The 18,429-nt window shown below is 55.6% G+C and carries 17 protein-coding genes; 2 read left to right on the forward strand and 15 right to left on the reverse strand.

The features are described from left to right. Nucleotides 1-38 precede the first annotated feature (38 nt). The 12 genes from NI21_RS17120 to NI21_RS0113175 form a co-directional block, all read right to left on the reverse strand. Nucleotides 39-1,085 (reverse strand): RQC-minor-1 family DNA-binding protein, encoded by a 1,047-nt coding sequence (locus NI21_RS17120; protein WP_242842867.1) that lies wholly within the window; start codon nt 1,083-1,085, stop codon nt 39-41. A 9-nt stretch (nt 1,086-1,094) separates the two neighbouring features. After that, nucleotides 1,095-2,795: an SWIM zinc finger domain-containing protein gene (locus tag NI21_RS0113125; RefSeq protein ID WP_052084105.1), complete on the reverse strand. Its 1,701-nt coding sequence runs from the start codon at nt 2,793-2,795 to the stop codon at nt 1,095-1,097. Further along, entirely contained in the window at nt 2,792-3,118 is a 327-nt protein-coding gene (locus NI21_RS0113130) for a hypothetical protein (RefSeq protein WP_033126656.1), read from the reverse strand. The genes NI21_RS0113125 and NI21_RS0113130 overlap by 4 nt, the downstream gene beginning before the upstream one ends. Nucleotides 3,119-3,342: 224 nt before the next feature. Then, nucleotides 3,343-4,146 carry a MerR family transcriptional regulator gene (locus tag NI21_RS0113135; protein WP_033126673.1) on the reverse strand — a complete coding sequence of 268 codons (804 nt, stop codon included), beginning with the start codon at nt 4,144-4,146 and terminating at the stop codon, nt 3,343-3,345. Between the two features lie 110 nt (nt 4,147-4,256). Further along, on the reverse strand, nt 4,257-4,859 hold the full coding sequence (locus tag NI21_RS0113140) for a hypothetical protein (RefSeq protein ID WP_147581199.1): 603 nt from the start codon (nt 4,857-4,859) through the stop codon (nt 4,257-4,259). 84 nt (nt 4,860-4,943) lie between these two features. After that, nucleotides 4,944-7,499, reverse strand: a complete 2,556-nt coding sequence (locus NI21_RS0113145) for an ABC transporter permease (protein ID WP_033126658.1) — start codon at nt 7,497-7,499, stop codon at nt 4,944-4,946. Continuing rightward, a complete protein-coding gene (locus tag NI21_RS0113150; protein ID WP_033126659.1) occupies nt 7,489-8,181 on the reverse strand; it encodes an ABC transporter ATP-binding protein in 693 nt (230 codons plus the stop codon). The genes NI21_RS0113145 and NI21_RS0113150 overlap by 11 nt, the downstream gene beginning before the upstream one ends. A gap of 114 nt (nt 8,182-8,295) precedes the next feature. Further along, complete coding sequence (locus NI21_RS0113155) at nt 8,296-9,216, reverse strand: sensor histidine kinase KdpD (protein WP_033126674.1); 921 nt, start codon at nt 9,214-9,216, stop codon at nt 8,296-8,298. Continuing rightward, nucleotides 9,213-9,947, reverse strand: coding sequence for a response regulator transcription factor (locus tag NI21_RS0113160; protein ID WP_369792833.1), 735 nt, complete (start codon nt 9,945-9,947; stop codon nt 9,213-9,215). The genes NI21_RS0113155 and NI21_RS0113160 overlap by 4 nt, the downstream gene beginning before the upstream one ends. After that, complete coding sequence (locus NI21_RS0113165; RefSeq protein ID WP_033126660.1) at nt 9,937-10,233, reverse strand: hypothetical protein; 297 nt, start codon at nt 10,231-10,233, stop codon at nt 9,937-9,939. Before NI21_RS0113165 ends, NI21_RS0113160 begins: the two co-directional genes overlap by 11 nt. 29 nt (nt 10,234-10,262) lie before the next feature. Continuing rightward, entirely contained in the window at nt 10,263-11,381 is a 1,119-nt protein-coding gene (locus tag NI21_RS0113170) for a 4-hydroxybutyrate dehydrogenase (RefSeq protein ID WP_033126661.1), read from the reverse strand. A 79-nt stretch (nt 11,382-11,460) separates the two neighbouring features. Beyond that, complete coding sequence (locus tag NI21_RS0113175) at nt 11,461-12,495, reverse strand: low specificity L-threonine aldolase (RefSeq protein ID WP_033126662.1); 1,035 nt, start codon at nt 12,493-12,495, stop codon at nt 11,461-11,463. Nucleotides 12,496-12,697: 202 nt separating this feature from the next. Here NI21_RS0113175 and NI21_RS0113180 point away from each other — a divergent pair, with 202 nt between their 5' ends. Continuing rightward, entirely contained in the window at nt 12,698-14,995 is a 2,298-nt protein-coding gene (locus NI21_RS0113180; protein WP_033126663.1) for a glycoside hydrolase family 3 C-terminal domain-containing protein, read from the forward strand. A 470-nt stretch (nt 14,996-15,465) separates the two neighbouring features. Here the strand turns inward: NI21_RS0113180 and NI21_RS0113185 are convergent, their stop codons facing one another. The 3 genes from NI21_RS0113185 to NI21_RS0113195 form a co-directional block, all read right to left on the reverse strand. Then, the gene (locus tag NI21_RS0113185) at nt 15,466-16,758 is read right to left on the reverse strand and encodes a glycoside hydrolase family 3 protein (RefSeq protein ID WP_052084106.1); all 1,293 of its coding nucleotides are present in this window, start codon (nt 16,756-16,758) and stop codon (nt 15,466-15,468) included. 14 nt (nt 16,759-16,772) lie between these two features. Further along, on the reverse strand, nt 16,773-16,967 hold the full coding sequence (locus NI21_RS0113190; protein ID WP_033126677.1) for a DUF6472 family protein: 195 nt from the start codon (nt 16,965-16,967) through the stop codon (nt 16,773-16,775). 86 nt (nt 16,968-17,053) lie between these two features. Further along, a complete protein-coding gene (locus NI21_RS0113195; protein WP_033126664.1) occupies nt 17,054-17,410 on the reverse strand; it encodes a hypothetical protein in 357 nt (118 codons plus the stop codon). 170 nt (nt 17,411-17,580) lie between these two features. Between NI21_RS0113195 and NI21_RS0113200 the strand changes: the two genes are divergently transcribed. Then, the coding region (locus NI21_RS0113200; RefSeq protein WP_255349852.1) for a phosphoribosylaminoimidazolesuccinocarboxamide synthase at nt 17,581-18,429 on the forward strand (849 nt) is incomplete at its 3' end.

Consider the following 18,429-nt stretch of genomic DNA (forward strand, 5'->3'; position numbering starts at 1 on the left):
CTATGTATCATAACATATTGTGGTGCCGGATACAATCCTCAATGCAGCCTTTTTTCCATAATCTCGTATACAAGCACCGCCCCGTCGAAAACAGACATGCTCTGATGGGAGACCGTCTTATACCCGAGCTTCTCGTAAAAGCAGCAGGCCGGGAGAGAGGCATCCAGCACTGCCCTGTCATGGTGCTTGCGGATTTCCTTTTCCAGTTCCCCCATGATCCAGGCGCCATATCCCTTTCCCTGGAACTCAGGCAGCACATACACTCTTGTAACGTGCTCCTCCTCCAGGCTCCCGGTTCCGATGATGCGCCCGTCCAATCGCAGCACCCACACCTTCCCCTCCAGTATATCCTGCGAAATCCTGTCCTTGCTGTGAAACATAGCGAAAAAATCTGCCACTGCCTGCGGATAATATTTGGGGTAAACTGTCCGCACTGTCTTCTGCACCAGTTCCGAAATTTCCCTGGCGCTGGTCTTCCCCGCCTTCACAAACGAAACGGTCGGCTCATATGCAGGGCTGCCCAGCGATTTCTGAACACTCTCTATCCTCTCCCGAACCTTGCGCACTTCAACCTTCTTCCAAGCTTCCAGCAGAGGGATAAACTCTCTTTTCCCGCTGTTTCGGATCATTTCCAGCACATCAAACACCACCTGCCGGTTAATATCCTTCATCCTGGTGATGACAGACTGTTCCCCCTCGCTCAGGGCACGGCAAAATTCTGCGTAAATCTCTTCCGCAAACGTCTTCTCCTCAATCCCCCATCCTTTTTCGGAAAAAACAAGCATGGGAAGCCTTCCGCTGTACTCAATCCGCAGATAGTCCTCCTCCAGAGTCCAGTCCACTCTTCTGGATATTTCTTCCATCGTCAGGCTGCGGTAATATCCGTATACAGGACACTCATCCAGGTGATGCTCCAGGATTTTCTTATCTTTGGAGCCCTTCAATATTTTCACCAGCATGCTTCGTCCTCCCACACCGATCAGCTCATCCGCCGCCCGCAGAATGGCCCGTATCTCCTCGTCCCTCAATTTTACAACATCTCCCGAGTCCAGGGATACCCCGACTCTCTGCCGTCTTCTTCCCATAAAGACCTCCTAAAATCCAGCCCGTCCAAGCTCGTCCATCATGGCGGATCTTCGCCGGTACTTTTGTTTCCATTCGTCTGCAATCTTCCGGGCCATCTTCTCTCCGTCAGGATATCTCTTTATCTTCTTTAAATATACCACAAGCTCCTTATACATTTTCCTGTAGGATGTCCTTTCCGCCTGACTCTGCACATAGCGGATATACATATCCCTTACTCTCTCCGGGAAATGCTCCTTCAGCACTTTTTCATACTGGTCAAGCCGACTGATCCATCCTTCCCTCTCTATTTCCGCCAGAAGCCGCCCGTATAGTTTCTCATGCTCCAGCAGCATAAACTTCACAGGCTCTCTTCCCGACTGCTCCAGATATTTCTCCCGGTATCCGTTCCATTCCTGTTCAGTACATATTTTTTTTAGTCTCATAAGACGTTCCAGGTCGCTCTGTCCACAGTGAAATATATTCCAGAGGAGCTCCTTCCTGTAAGAAACCTGATCTCCCGTCCTTTCATAGATGTCGATCAGCTTCTGACTGTAATCTGACACCAGGCCGCACTTGTCCTTATCCAGCTCTTTGCTCTCTCTCAGCACCTCCGCAGCCTTATCATAGTCTCTATCCTGCTGGTACTCTCTGACTTCCTGCATGCGTATCCCGGAGAATTGTCGGTACTGGTCTCTGTACGTCCGTATGTCCTGCCTGGAATATCCCAGACGCTCCATAATGCTGATCCGGCGCAGGACTGCCTCCTCACACTGATATCCGGCATACCAGTCCTTGTCCACGCTCTGCTCCAGCTCCCTGATCTGTCCATCCAGATCCCGCAGCTGTTCGTGGAGCAACTCCTCATTGCCAAACTCACTTATCATGAACTCTTCCATGACATCCTGCAGGTAGTCCAGGACATACCATTTCCGATGCTCCTGAAACCACCGGATCATTTCTTCCTCTTCCCTCTCATCTGACGCATCCAATATCCGGCGCCACATCTCATAGCACGCGCCTGCCACCTCCATCGTCCCACCATCAGAATCGTCCATATCCCTGGTCCCAATTTCGTGGAAGACATGGTTGGTCAGTTCAAATGCCTCCTTCAGACAATTTCTCCCGATCAGCTCAGGCACGTGCTCGTATAGGACATCCTGTAATTCACATGCATAATCATAGGCTTCCTCATAGTCCACAAAGCCGCTCTGGTCAGAGTGTCGCCATCCGATCTCATCCACCTCTTTTTCCAGACGCACAAGCATCATCGGATCCCTGGGTCCGTATTTTGTCAGGAGAGTATTGCAAAAAGATGTATCCTGACGCGCCAGGGATATGACAATACCCCGAAGCTCCTCCTCAGGAATAGACGCTACGATTTCCTGTATCTGATCCTCTTTTTTATTTTTGCTTTTCTTTACTTTATCAGCCTGGGCACTCTTGCCGCGGTTTCCGGAGGCGAAGACTTCTACATCTTCCTCCTCCACCGCGTAGAGCACTGCCGCCATATGCTTGCAGTAATTGCCGTCGTCCGCATAGGGGCAGTCACAGTACATTTCTGCAATCTCATCCCCATCCAACTCAATCTCCACCTCATAGTCCTCTGTTCCCGACACAGTGGCCCTATAGCCTGTAGGCGTTGTGGTGAAAGACTGTACCGCACCGTCCTTATAATAGTTCCAGCCCCGCTCCAGGATGCGGGGAAGAAAATATTCCTGCCAGTTTTTCATTGGTGTTCTCCATTTAATATTTGCCCTTCATCTTTAACATATATATCAACTTTTTTTAGCGCTGTTGCCAGTACTGTCAGTAAATTCTCTATAGCTTCATAATAGAATTCCAAATCCGAAATTTTCATATCATACAAATGGCCTTCCCCATTTTCATTCCCCCATATCACATCTCTACTTTTCAGATAATCGATTTGTACACTCTTATCCGATGCAAATTCCAAAAAATTTTTAAATTGATAAAATCCGAAAAATTGTGTTGACCACAAATTTGTAAAATCATATGTTACCTTGCTTTTTTCATTTTGTGCCTTTTCAAACATTTACTCTCCTTATCTCTTTATCCAGAATATAGTGTTTAATCACTGTTAAACACGCAAACAAAATTAGTATGATCATTGTACCATTATTAAATTTAATTAACAAGAAACTCACTTCCTGTTATCCACCCATATCATAACAGAAAGTGAGTCCCATAAACCGGACTTAATTGTCCCTCCAGCCTTCTTTGATTGTAAGTCTTAACGCTATGATTATTTCTCTCCCTTTATTTCCTCCTCACCGGAAAATACACCTCCGTCTCCCAGTCCTCCGGGGAAAGTGTGTCAAACTGGGTCCTGAGATAGAGCTCAAAGGGCTCCCCCGCCATCTCATAGCCGTTCTCCATGATCCAGGAGACCACCGCCCCGTAGGCCTCCGAGAGGGTGGAGTAGCTGCCCCTGTGGAGCGTCATGGCGCACAGGCAGGGCTCCATCACCTCATCCGCCTTGTCCTTCTCTTTTATTCCGATAAAGAGCTCAATATCCGAGGACTCCCGGTCAAACTCCTTGTCGTAGTACCTGGACCCGTTTATTCCGGTGGGGGTCACCCGCTCCTTTGGCACCCGCTCAAAGAGGGGGCTGTAGTACTTCCCGAATTCATCCACGCTCATCATGGCCCGGTTTGTCAGCACGTTCATGGCCGGCGATTCCTTCACTTCGATCCTGTAGCCTTTCTGGTATGTCATCATGTCACCTGTCCTTTCAAATACAGAAATATGTGTCTGGAGCTCGTTCAGGATGAGGGCCCTCTCCTGCTGCTCCCACTTGATCTTTTCTTTCTGCTGCCGCAGCATGGTCAAAATCTCTCTGTCCTCTGAAAGGGTGAGCAGCTTCTGTATCTCCTCCAGCGAAAACCCGTAGCGCTTCAGGCGCTGGATATAGTTCATGACATCGATCTGCTCCGCCTCATAGTAGCGGTACCCTGTCAGGGCGTCCACCTTTGCAGGTGCCAGGAGCCCGATCCTGTCATAGTGGTGCAGCGTCTTGACGCTCACCTGGCATATTCTTGAAAATTCACCAATCTGAAGCATATTCTCTTCCCCTTTCCGCAGCTTTGTGATCCGGATCTGATACCAGTGTAGGCCCTGCCCCAGGAGGAGGGTCAATCCCTTTTTGCAAATTTCCTTTTATTTTTAGCAGATCACATCACAGCTCCCCGAAGCCGCCTCTCAAAGGCAGCTGCCAGCTCCCCCTCGTTCTCATATCCGCTCACCAGCAGGTAGCTCCTCTTCCCCTGCTTTTTATTGGGGTATTCCACCAGGCATCGCACCCGCAGGCCGTCTCCTGCAGGCCGTATCTTCTCTACAGACAGGATCTGGGTCTCCACACCTGTGAGGCTGGGGCTCTGGCGCAGATACCGTTCCAGGATGTGATTTTTCTTCATATTGGTCTTTGCCTTCTGCATCTGAAAGAGCATCTGGATAAACCCGGGCAGGCCCCTCTGGTATCCCACAAATTTCCGGATATCCACTGCAAAGAGTCTTCCCTCATCGTCCTGGCAGAAGACCGTGCAGTATTGATGAACCTTCCTCCCGATCTGCCTTGCGAAAAACAGCGCCAGCGCCACTCCGATCAGGCAGGCTGCCATTGACACCTCCGCCACCGGCCAGTCCAATATCAGGGCCAGTACGACAATCCCGCAGGGCAGAGCGATGACGGCAGCCACCAGCCCCGCAAAAGCCAGCGTGATCTTTGCCGCAAAATGGTCCCTCTCCCCCGCCTGTTCTTCCATCCAAATCCTCATATTCCGTACTCCTTTCTCTCCTGCCCGGCCTTCTCTCCACGCCCCAGCCCGAGGCCCACAGCCTGCTCGACTCCACGCCCCTATTTACTCCACAGCCCGGATCCGCTCCACGATGCTTCCGCCCCGCATCAGGGCCCGGCCGCAGGCCAGGGGCACCAGCACACAGATAAAGACCGCAAAGACGGCCATGCCGGCCACGGGCCAGAGGGGCACATAGAAATCTGCTCCCATATAATTCATGGACTGATAGATCACGTAGGTGACTCCAAGCCCCAGGGTTCCCACGAGAAGGAGGGAGCCTGCCGCCACCAGAAGCCCTTCCATGACCAGCATCCGCCTCATCTGCCGGTCCGTCATGCCGATGCTTTCCAGGGCCGCCAGCTCTCTCTTCCGGCTCTGGATATTGCCGATCACCGTGTTGATATAGTTGAGGATGCCTATAAAGGCCAGGACGGCCGCCACGCCGATGCCCACCTCCATCATGTTCCCCTGGGCGCTCTTGACAGTTTCCGCCTCGCGGATCCTGGACGTATAGGAAAAGTCCTTTGCGTCCGGGCTCGCATCCATAAGGGAGAGGACCGCGCTCTCCGTCTCTTCGTCGTAGCTCTCCTTGTACTGCACCGCCGCCTTGGACACGTAGTACCTGTCTGTAAACTCCCGCACCGCCTGCTCGCTCACAATGACCACGGGCGGGCAGCCCAGCATGGGGCCGGTAAAATAGCTCTCATCCGTCAGGCCTGCGATCTCAAAGCTGCAGGTGTTTCCAAGGGCCTCCTCGTTCAGGACGGCGTCCGCCTCCCCGGCAAGGCCCTCCACCGGGTATTCCCCGCATGTCACCGTCTTTCCCATCACGTCCGCATCGGTGAGTTCCAGGCTGTTCCGGTACAGGACGCAGGTCTTGCCCGCCAGGAAATCCTCTCTGTCAATCTCCGCGTCCACAAAGTCCGTCAGATAGTCAAGATCCGACTCCGTGATGCCCACCAGGAAGGACCCAAAGTTTTCCGGGTGTTCCTTATACTCCTGCAGGTCATCCTCATAGGGGATATACATCCACATGTCATAGAACTCCCGCATCCACATGTCCGCGAAATCCGGCTCCCATGGCACGGTAATCTGGGCCGCCAGCACCGGACTTACCCGGGACACCCCCTCCGTGTCCGACAGCCGCTCCAGGAAGTCCCCTCCCAGGATGTCCTTCCACTGCCGGTTGTCCGCCCTGGCCATGGTCTCATTGTCAATCTCCATGTCCTGATCCATGAAGTTGGAGACGTAGGTCCGGGGGCCCTGACTCTGTATCATGGTGACCAGGCACAGGAACACGGAAAAGCCGGCCGCCAGAGATAAAATGATGACCGCTGACTTTCGTTTGTCCTTTGTGAGCTGCTGCAGCGCCAGCCGCCACAGAAGGCGGCCCTTCCCGGTTTTTCGCACGCTCTTCCCGCCGTACACCGGCCGGTAGCCCGCCGCCTCGATGGGGGAGACACAGACCGCCAGCTTCACCGGCTTGCGGCTGCCGATCCAGACCGTGGCTCCGGTCAGGAGGATGGTCAGAAGGAAGACCGCCGGGTGGAAGCTGATCTCTATGGGCCCCGCCTCCTTCGCCCTCACTCCGAGGAACCGGATGATGGAGGGGATGAGGAAGAAGGACACCCCTGTCCCGAAAAGCAGCCCCGCCGCTATGCCGGCACCGCCCACAAGGACGCTCTGGCGCCCCATCAGAGCGCGTATCTGCCGCCCTGTCATGCCGATGGTCTGGAGGAGTCCGTAGTACCGGACATTCCCTGCCACGGACAGGTACAGGATGTTGTAGATCAGAAGGCAGGCGCACAGGCAGGTGACAAGGGCAATGCCCCCAAGCCCCAGGACAATGGGGATAGAGTACCCGGCCTCCACAGAGAAGAAAATATTCTGCTGCTTCTCCAGGTCCATGCTGTCGATGAAGGCCGTCTGCTCCTCCTGGGTCCAGAAATTCCTGTGAAAGGTCATGAAATAGCGGCCGGAAGCCACCTCCGACAGTTGGTAGCCGCACTGGTCATAGAAGGCCTTGGACACGTAGAACTCGTTCTGCGACCCGTAGCCCTCCCAGATGCCGGAGATTTTAAACTCCCTCTCCATCTGGTTGCCCTGTCCGTCCTGCCAGAGGGCCCGGAAGGTGTCGCCTATGCCCAGCCCCATGTCCTCAAAGCCGCAGGTCTCAAGCGCCCCTTGCGTCAGCATGACCTCGTTTTCCTCCTGAGGATAGGAACCCTTCACCTGGGTCCTGGCAGGCGCCATGATATCGTTCCAGTACACATCGTCCGCCCAGATGCAGCCCACATTGACAGTATTGTCGTAATCCGTGGAGAGGACGGAGCCGGCCACGGCGGCAATGCCGATCCTGTCGATGTCCGGATTTTCCTCACATTTCTCCCTCTGCTCCTCTGTCATGCCGTACATGACCGCGTCAAAGTCCCCGCCTGCCAGGCGGATATTCTGGAGATGGTACATGTGGAACCAGGTGATCCCCACAGTGAACACAGAAAAGAGCATAAAGGCCGACAGGGCCACGGCCAGGCCCATGATGACGGTCCTGCGCCGGCTGCTTGCAAGAGACCGTCTCGCCATCCGGCGGATGACTCCCTGATTGTTGTTAGCCAGCATAGGTATCACCTGCCTTCACGATCCGTCCGTCCTCGATGTGCACGATGCGGTCCGCCATCTGGGCGATGTCGCTGTCGTGGGTGATGAGGATGATAGTCTGCTGAAACTGTTTCGCCGCCACCTTCAAAAGCCCCATCACGTCGTGGCTGGTGGCCGTGTCCAGGTTGCCTGTTGGCTCGTCTGCCAAAATGATGGCGGGCTTGCTGGCGATGGCCCGGGCAATGGCCACCCGCTGCTGCTGTCCCCCGGACAGGGTGCCGGGCAGGGCCTCCCGCTTTTCTTCCAGTGCCAGTAGGGACAGGATCTCATCCACAAACGCCCGGTCGATCCTGCGCCCGTCCAGCTCGATGGGCAGGACAATGTTCTCATACACGTTCAGGTCCGGCACCAGGTTGTAGCTCTGGAAGACAAAACCCACCTTCCTGCGCCGGAAGACGGCAAGCTGCTCCCGGCTCATGCCCGCAAGCCTCCGGCCGTCCACGTACACCTCCCCGGAGGTGGGCTCATCCAGCCCTCCGATCATGTGCAGAAGAGTGCTCTTGCCGCTTCCGGATTTTCCGATAATGGCCACAAACTCCCGCTCTGCCGCGGCAAAGTCCACTCCGTCCAGGGCCTTCACCGTGTTCTTTCCAAGCTGATAGTATTTCTTTAAATTTTTCGTCTTTACGATCCAGTTATCCACTTTTACGCCTCCTTTTCTCGTCCGGCCATAGATCCCTCTGGCCATGGCTTTATTGTAAAGCGCAAAAGTCACAAACCAGTCTCAGTTCCGAATCATCACAAAACTGTGACCGCGTCACTCCCTCTCCTGCAGGGGAAGGCAGATGGCAAAGTCGGCCCCCTCCCCTTCCCGGGAGCGGACCTCCACATATCCGCCCTGGAGCTCTGCGATCCGCCTTGTCAGGTACAGGCCGATCCCGATCCCCTCCACGTCGTGGACCTCCGGCTCCCGGTAAAACCGGGTAAAGATTTCCGCCTGCCTCTCCAGAGGGATTCCTTTTCCCGTATCTTTCACATGGATTTCCGCAAAGATTTCCCCCTTCTTGACAGACAGTCCTATCCGGCCTCCCCGCCCGGTGTACTTCACCGCGTTGTCCAGAAGGTTGAACACCGCTTCTTCTGTCCACCTGGGGTCGTGGGATAAAAGGAAAGGCCCCTCCGCCTCCGCCCGGATCTCGATATCCTTTGCGGCAGCGGCGGCCACCACGGCGGAGATGGCCCGCTTCAGCGTCTCCGCCAGATCGCAGTCCCTCTTTTTTATCTGGATGATCCCCGTCTCCAGCCGGGACATTTTCACCAGGCTGCGAAAGAGAAAGTCCAGCTTGTCCGTCTGGTGCTCCAGCCTGTCTAGAAAAACTCCGGTCTCCTCCGGGAGCTCCTCCCTCCTGAGGATTTCCAGGCAGAGCTTCTGATTGGCGATGGGCGTCCTTGTCTGATGGGAAATATCTGAGATGAGCTCCTTCATCTGCTCCTTGGCCTCCAGGCTCTCCTGCTCTCTTCTCTCCTGGATATGCTGGATGCGGGCCAGTTTCTCATTTACCTTCCCGGACAGGGTATCCCTGGTCTCCTGGTCATTTTTCAGGGGTTCCCCCGCAAGGAGGGCATCCAGGTTCTCCTCCAGCTCCTCTGTAAATGTATATATATCCTTTTTCTGCCGCCCCATCCTCCAGATGGAAATCCCTGCCAGGACAAGGGCCGCGGCTGTGATCGCCATCATCTGATCCACTGATATCCCATCCCGTACACATTTGAAATATATTTGTGGTCCTCGTCCTCTATCTTACCCCGGAGGCGGCCGATATTGACCGTCAGGGCGTGCCGGTCCACGATCTGACTGCCGCCCTCCCAGAGCCGGTCCAGCAGCACGTCGTAGGTGAGGAGCTGCCCTTTATGGGAGAGGAATTCCTTAAGGAGCCGGAATTCCGTGGGCGTCACCGGACAGGGCCGGCCCTCCACCTCCGCCTTTGCCCCCAGAAGGTCCAGGCGCAGATGCCCGTCGTCAAAAATCTGCCCCGCGTCCTTCTTCTCCCTCCTGAGTATCACATCGATCTTCTTCAAGAGCACCTTCATGGAAAAGGGCTTGGTCACATAGTCCTGGGCTCCCAGCTCATAGCCCTTCAGCATGTCCTCCTCCAGGTCCCGGGCCGTGAGGAAGAGGACCGGGGTCCTGCTCCGGCCTCCCCCGCTCTCCGCCAGATACCGGCAGAAGTCAAAGCCCTCCCCGTCCGGCAGGTTCACATCCAAAAGTACCAGGTCCGCCCCCTCTCCCCGGTGCAGTCTCCCGGCCTCCGAAAGCGAGCGGGCCACAAGGGGGATAAAGCCCTCCTTCTCCAGCATCCAGGCAATCCCCTCTGCCAGCTCCCGGTCGTCCTCCACAACCAGGATCCTCCCGCCCGGCATCTTCCCCGGTGCCATGCCTGGTCTTTTGTCCGGCATCTTATCTCTCATCTTTCCACTCCCTCTTTAAAAATTCCGCAATGTCCACCGCCTTGGGCGGGCAGCCTGCCAGTGATCTCCGGAAGCAGCGGGTGCAGTTTCCCACACCCAGCTCTCCCTCCTTCCCCCGGAACCCCTGGCCGATGGCAATACTCTCTCTTACCTTTCCCTTAAGGTACCCCGTCTCGTCCAGCCGGTCCGGGGCGTAGATGAGGGAGCCGTAGCAGGCCTCCAAAAGCTCCCTGGTCATCTCACAGTAATCCTTTCCCTGAGTGATATAAATATCCGTCTTCTCCATATTCCGTCACTCCCATCCGGCGTTTCTTATCAGTACAGCTTCCGGTAGATTTCCTCCATCTCGTCCGCCGTGAATTTCACATAGCTCTGGTTTAAAAGCCGCTGCTGAGTCGCCTCCACGCTCTCGGCAAAGGCCCTGATCTCCTCCTCCTTCATGCCATATTCGCGGAGGGGCTTTCTATGGATCAGGCTGCCCAGAAGCTCCTCTATCTCCCGGTAGACACGCCCGGGCCCGCATCCCAGGATACCTGCCAGGAACTCATTGAGCCCACCTATGTCGCCCTCCGGGGCCTTCTCCTGGTAGGCCTGGAACACGGCTGTGAGGAACTGGTAGTTGGCCTCCCCGTGGGTCACATGGTACACCCCGCTCAAAGGATAGGACATGGCGTGGACAGCGCCGGTCCCCGCATTGGCAAAGGAGATGCCCGCCATGTTGCTGGCCACAAGGAACTCCTCATACAGGCTCTCTCTGCAGCCCTGCCCCTCCCCTGCCAGCTTCCGAAAGCCTCCAAGCAGCATTTCCATGGCCTGCTTTGCAAACATCCTTGTGTAGAGATTGCTCTTGGGCGACACATAGGACTCAATGGCGTGTATCAGGGCGTCGATGGCGCTGGTGACAAAGAAATGCCAGGGCAGCTCCTTTAAAAGCTCCGGGATCAGCACCGCGTGGTCCGGGTAAATCTCATCACAGGCCAGTCCCAGCTTTGTGTGCAGCTCCGTCACCTCCGCGATGGACACGCTGGACACCTCCGAGCCGGCGCCGCAGGTGGTGGGCACAGCCACCAGGGAGCGCACCTTATTAAGCTCTGTCCTTCTCTGGTAAATATCCGCTGCCGGGGCATCTCCGTCCAGCACCAGTATCTTGGCCATATCGATGACCGCACCGCCGCCGATGGCAATGATCCTTCCACAGCCTGTCTTTCGGAAGTCCGCAAGAAGCGCGTCCACCATCAGGTCTGTAGGCTCTCCCTGGCCATACCGGCTCTTGCAGCGTATCACTGCACCGGTCTTCTCCAGCCCCGCAAAATGGGCCTCAAGCACGGATTTCCCCGCCAGGACAAAATCCCCTTCCCCAATCTGGAAATCCTCCACAAACTCCTGCGCGCCGCCGTACTGATGCACCTCCGGCTTCTCCTGAAATAGTTTCATATCCTCTGTCCTCCCGTCAAAATCAGCTTTTGTATCATTGTATCATATCTGTCCGCTTTTTCGGCAAAATCCTCTCCGTCTAGAGCGCCCTGATATCCCTCAGGAGGGCCTGCACATCCGCCTCCTTTGTGCTCCAGCTCGTGCAGAAGCGGACGCAGAAACGGCCGTCCCTGGTCTGGAACTGATTTTCAAAGATATGGTTTTTGGCCAGCTTTTCCTTCTGCTCCTCTGTCAGAAGGAGGAACTGCTGGTTTGTGGGGCTGTCGATGTAGGACTCTATGCCCTTTTCGGCAAAAGCCCGGCGTATGTCCATGGCGTACCCGTCCGCCCGCTCTGTGATGTCAAAGTAGGTGCCGTCCCTGAACAGGGTGTAGAACTGGAGACCCAGCACCCAGCCCTTGGCCAGCAGTCCCCCGTTCTGCTTCATATAGCTGCGGAAATGGTCCTTCAGCTCCTCATTCACGATGACCACAGCCTCCCCCATCATGGCCCCGCACTTGGTGCCGCCTATGTAGAAAATATCCGCCGCGGCCGCAATGTCCGCCAGGGTCACGTCATTTCCCTCAGCGCCCAGCCCGTAGCCCATCCTGGCGCCGTCCACCATCAGGTACAGGCCGTACTTGCGGCAGACCCGGCTGATGTCCGAGAGCTCCTCCTTTGTGTAGATAGTCCCGTACTCGGAGGGGAAGGACAGGAATACCATCTTCGGCTGGGTCACATGCTCCGGGATGTCGCTTGAGCGGTAGTCCTCCGCCTCCCTCTCCACAGCCCGGGCCGTGATCTTCCCCTTCACCCCCGGGACTACGTGTATCTTGTGCCCGGTGTGCTCCACCGCCCCGGTCTCATGGACCTGGATGTGCCCTGAGTCCGCGCAGATGATCCCCTGGTAGGGGCGCAGCGCCGCGGCGATCATGGTGTAGTTCACCTGGGTGCCTCCCAGCATGAAGTGGATGTCTGCATCAGCCCCTCCCAGGTGCTTCTTTATCTCACCGGCTGCCCGCTCGCACCACTCGTCCATACCGTAGCCTCCGTAGCTCTCGCCGTTCGTATCCATAAACGCCTGTAAAATAGCGGGATGAGCCCCGCAGTTGTAGTCATTGTTCCATCTGATCATTTTCCCTCTCCTTTTTTACCTCTTTGTATCAATCTGCAGGCATCATAGCCCCGGGCTTTTGGCCTTAACATCATTTTATACAATATCATTTGCCGCCGCAATCCGAAAATTTTCATCTGTCATTTCCCCTCTCTTTATGCTATGGTAAAAGAAAAGGCAGCGCCGGCAGACCCCGGCGTTTTAGAAAGGAATGGTATATCATATGGAACGCGATATCAGAACCATTGTCAGCCAGATGACTCTGGAGGAAAAGGCCGGCATGTGCTCCGGCAGGGATTTCTGGCACCTGAAGGGCGTGGAGCGCCTGGGCGTCCCGGAGGTCATGGTGAGCGACGGCCCCCACGGCCTGCGCAAGCAGAACGAGAAGGCGGACCACCTGGGAGCAAACGAGAGCATCAAGGCGGTCTGCTTTCCCACCGCCTGCGCCACAGCCTGCTCCTTTGACCGGGAGCTCCTAAGAGAGCTGGGGGAGGCGCTGGGAGACGAGTGCCAGGCGGAGGACGTGTCCGTCATCCTGGGCCCCGCGGTGAACATCAAGCGCTCCCCCTTATGCGGGCGCAATTTCGAATATTTTTCCGAGGACCCCTATCTGGCCTCCCAGATGGCAGCCGCCCACATCCAGGGCGTGCAGTCCAAAAATGTGGGCACCTCCATCAAGCACTTCGCAGCCAACAACCAGGAGTACCGCCGTCTGTCCTGCTCCTCAGAGATCGACGAGCGGACTCTCAGGGAAATCTACCTGGCTGCCTTTGAGACGGCCGTCAGGGAGGGAAAACCTGACACCGTCATGTGCTCCTACAACAAAATCAACGGCACCTTTGCCTCCGAAAACCACTGGCTCCTGACAGAGGTCCTGCGGGACGAGTGGGGCTTTGAGGGCTATGTCATGTCCGACTGGGGCGCTGTCAACGACAGAGTCCGGGGACTGGAGGCCGGGCTGGACCTGGAGATGCCCGCCAGCGGCGGACACACGGACGCAGAGATCGTGGCCGCTGTCAAAGACGGGACCCTGGACGAGGCTGTCCTTAACAGAGCCGTGGAGCGCATCCTGCGCATCATCTTTAAATTCGCGGACGACCGCAGGCCCGGCGACTTTGACAAGGAGAAGCATGACAGGCTTGCGGAAAAGATTGCGGAGGAATCCATGGTCCTCCTAAAGAATGATGGTCTTCTCCCCCTGCCGAAAGCGGGAAAGAAGATCGCCTTTATCGGAAAATTTGCCCAGAAGCCCAGATTCCAGGGCGGCGGCAGCTCCCACATCAACTCCTGCAAGATCACGGGAGCCCTGGAGGCGGCAGGGCAGCTGCCGGAGATCACCTCTGATATCACCTACGCCCAGGGCTACGATACAGCGGAGGACAGGACCGACCCGGCCCTCCTCGCCGAGGCGGTAAAGGCCGCAGAGGAGGCGGACGTTGCCGTCATCTTCGCCGGCCTCCCGGACGCCTTTGAGTCCGAGGGCTACGACCGGTCTCACATGCAGATGCCAGAGTGCCAGAATGAGCTTATCCGGGAAATCCTCCGAGTACAGAAAAACACGGTCGTCGTCCTCCACAATGGCTCCCCGGTGGAGATGCCCTGGGCCGGCGATGTAAATGCCATCCTGGAATCCTACCTCTGCGGCCAGGCGGTGGGCGCCGCCCAGGTGCGCCTCCTCTTCGGCCTTGCCAATCCCTGCGGGAAGCTGGCTGAGACGATCCCCCTGAAGCTGCAGGACAATCCCTCCTATCTGAATTTCCCGGGAGACGGGCAGACGGTAGAGTACAAAGAAGGAGTGTTCGTGGGCTACCGGTACTATGACACGAAGGAGATGGACGTACGCTTCCCCTTTGGCCACGGGCTCTCCTACACCACCTTCCAGTACAGCGACATGCAGCTCTCCAGAGGACAGCTCTCGGACCGTGACACCCTGACCGTATCCCTCAAGGTGAAAAACACCGGAACCGTGGCCGGAAAGGAGATCGTTCAGCTCTACGTGGCAGACCGGACAGGCGCTGCAAACCGGCCGGTGAAGGAGCTGAAAAACTTCACCAAGGTCTTCCTGGAGCCAGGACAGGAGAAGACTGTGGAGATGACGCTGGACAAGCGCAGCTTCGCCTGGTACAACACGCGGATACACGACTGGTACGCGGCCACCGGCGACTACGAGATCCTGGCCGGGGCCTCCTCAAGGGACATCCGCCTGACAAAGACCGTCCACTTTGTCACAGAGACACAGCTTCCCTTCCACATCCACAGGAACACCACCGTGGCAGAGCTTCTGGCCGATGAGCGGACCGCCCCTGTCATCCGCTCCATGATGACCAGTCTCGCCTCAGACATGACCGGAGGCGGGGACAACTCCTCAGAGGCCGCTTCCGAGGCGATCACCCCGGAAATGACTCTGAAAATGCTGGAGAACTCTCCGCTCCGCTCCTTCAAGAGCTTCTCCGGACTGTCGGAGGAGGAGCTGACTTCCCTCATCCAGACACTCCAGGAGGCTGCCGACACCGTCAGGTAGCCCCTGAGATCCACACAGGAGCAGACCTTAAAGGTCCGCTCCTGTTTTATCTGAAAATTTTGATTTTTATATGCAAATTAAAAATTTTATTTTGTTTATAATTCTTTTTAATCTGTTATTTTTGTTATTTATTTTATTTTTTCTGTTTTTTTATATTGACATTTCCAGTTTTGTGAGGTATTATAATGACAACAAAAGAAAAGGAGGACGGACCACCGAAAACTTAATCTTAAATCCAAATTATCAACAAAACTAATGAAAGAGGTAAAGACCAATGGGAAAGTAATTTAAATCCAAAAAATTCACTATTTGAGATAATAGTTTCAAATAGATATCAAGTAAATAAGGAGGTAAATTCCAATGGATGGAATAAGTTGAAAATCCACTGTACCTTTAAAAATCAAAAGATACAGTGGATTTTCTTTGTGCTCTTATTTACTTTTCAGGAGCATGTCCAACATGCGGAGGGGTCACATGGAAAGCTTGATCCTCAGTATCCTCTCCACAGACTGGTCTATCCGCTCTTCTGTCAGCCGTCCGTCGCTGACCGCCTGGAGCACTCCCTGGAAGGCGCTCTCAAAATCCTCCGGCATGAGCAGCATGTCCACTCCCGCCTGCAGTGCCTTCACCGCCGCGTCGGCGGAGGAGTACTGCGAGGTGATGGCTCCCATATTGAGGGCGTCTGTCATGACCATCCCGTCAAATCCCATCTGACCGCGCAGCACATCCGTGATCATCACGGAGGACAGCGTGGCCGGCGTATTGTCTCCTGTCACGTTGGGGCAGGCAATATGGCTCACCATGATGACCTGCACCCCCTTGTCGATGCCGTCCTGAAAGGGCACCAGCGCCTGGCTCATGAGCTGCTCCAGATTTTCCTCCACATAGGCATACCCCTGGTGGGAGTCCGCCATGGTCCCTCCGTGGCCCGGAAAATGCTTGTACATGCCGATGATGCCCTGCTCCCGAAGCCCCTGCAGCTCCGCCTCCGCCATAGAGGCCACAAGCCGGGGGTCCGATCCGAAGGAGCGGTATTTCACCACCTCGTTGGCAGGGTTGGTCAGCACATCCGCATCCGGCGCCGCATCCATATTAAAGCCCAGGTCCCGCAGGTAGGCCCCGATCTGACTCCCGATGTCATAGGCCTCCTGGGTATTTCCCCTCTGCCCCACCTGGCTCATGTACTCAAAGGACGGAACCTGGAAGGCAGGATTTGAGGCAATCCTCGACACCTGGCCTCCCTCCTCGTCTACGGAGAGGAATATAGGAAAGCCCGCGGCCTCCTCCCCATACTGGCTTGTATTAGCCAGCATCTGCCGGGTCTGGTCCGGGCTCTGCAGATTCTGGGCAAAATAGATCACACCCCCTACCGGGTGCTGCTCAAGGGCCGCCCTGGTAGCCTCCCCCGCCTGCACAGCCGTGCCCACTCCCGTCAGCTGCTCCGGTGTCACCATGAAGAGCTGGTTCACTTTTTCTTCCAGTGTCATCCCATCCAGCGTCTCCTTCACTCTCGCCGCCAGCTGCTCCTCCGGGGTCTGATCCTCGGTCTCTTCCCCGGCTGCATCGTCCTCCTCTGCCGGCCGTCCCTCTTCCTCTGCCTGCCGGCCGTCCTGGTCTGTCCCGGCTGTGTCTGTTTTCCCCTGTCCGCCGCCTCTCAGGAGTATCCAGGCCGTCCCGCACAGCGCCGCCGCCAGCAGGATACCAAGGACCGCCAGCGCCGCCTTTTTCTTTGCGGAGGAGCTTCTTCCCTGTCTTCTCATCATCTTACCCTATTCCCTTACATTTGTTTTCGTACGATCCTGTAATCATCCCCGCTGCGGTAGTAGGGACAGGCATAGCGGCTGTCCGATATGAGCCGGACATACTCGTCCTCGTCCATGTTCACATCGCAGACATAGCCGCCGTACTCCTCATCGTAGCTGTAGTAGGTACAATCTGCACAGCTCCGGACCGTTTTCTTCTTATCTGCCATACTTGCTCCTGTTTTCATTTGATTTCCGTCGGGAAATGTAGTTTCGGACCTCTCTCCCGGCTTCAGATACGTGTTGCCCTGCCTACTCAGGCCAGCATCTCCTCTTTCTTCGCCAGGATAGCCTCCACAGCCGCGCAGGCCGGACAATCACAGTACTTTTTCCCGGCAGCCTTGAGCTCCCTTCCGTGCTCTGCCACACCCCTGGCATTGTCCCCGAACACCTTTGCTCCCATATCAGACTCGGCAAAGGCGATCAGGCCATCCAGTGGCATGATGTCTGCTTCCAGCTCAGCGATATATTTCTTTGTCTCCTCGGCCTCCCCTTCTGTCCCCACAGCGTCAAGCCATGCCTGGGCAGCCTCCTTTGCCTCCTTGCTGCAGGTTTGTGCCTCCATCAGCTCATGGGTTTTCTCTGTAACATAGTCTTTTACTTCTCTGGTCATATCAGACACCTTCCTTTTCTTTTTTCTGTCTCTATCTTATCACAACAGCACTGATTTACAAGAGGGCAATCCGACTGCCGGCGCGTTATTGGCATGATTATAAGCACTTATTATAAAAGCTAATAAAAGAATATGTAAAAATTAGAGCAAATAATAATTTTTGTGTTATAATCTCTTTAGTATCAACAGATCATAGAAATGAGGTATCGAATATGAAGCCAATCAAAGAAGGAAAAGTACGCGAGATCTACGACAACGGCGACAGCCTGATCATGGTCGCGACAGACCGCATCAGCTGCTTTGACGTGATCCTTAAAAATGAAGTGACCAAGAAGGGGACTGTGCTGACACAGATGTCCAAATTCTGGTTCAATATGACCCAGGACATCCTGCCCAACCACATGATCTCCACAGACGTAAAGGACATGCCGGAGTTCTTCCAGCAGCCCAGATTTGACGGCAACAGCATGATGTGCCGCAAGCTGGAAATGCTCCCCATCGAGTGCATTGTCCGGGGCTACATCACGGGAAGCGGCTGGGCCAGCTACCAGAAGGACGGCACTGTGTGCGGCATCAAGCTGCCCGAGGGCCTGAAGGAGTCCGACAAGCTGCCTGAGCCCATCTACACACCGTCCACAAAGGCAGAGATCGGCGACCACGACGAGAACATTTCCTACGAGCAGAGCATTGCCCACCTGGAGAAATATTTCCCGGGAAAAGGCGAGGAGTACGCGGCCCGTCTCCGGGATTACACTATCGCCCTCTACAAGAAATGCGCTGATTACGCGCTGACAAAGGGGATCATCATTGCGGACACCAAATTCGAATTCGGCCTGGACGAGGAAGGCAACATTGTCCTGGGCGACGAGATGCTGACACCGGACAGCTCCCGCTTCTGGCCCGCAGAGGGGTATGAGCCGGGACACGGACAGCCCTCCTTTGACAAGCAGTTTGCCCGCGACTGGCTGAAAGCCAACCCGGACAATGACTGGACTCTGCCGGACGACATCGTGCAGAAG

This window comes from Eubacterium sp. ER2 (assembly GCF_000765215.1).
GTDB lineage: Bacteria > Bacillota > Clostridia > Lachnospirales > Lachnospiraceae > Claveliimonas > Claveliimonas intestinigallinarum.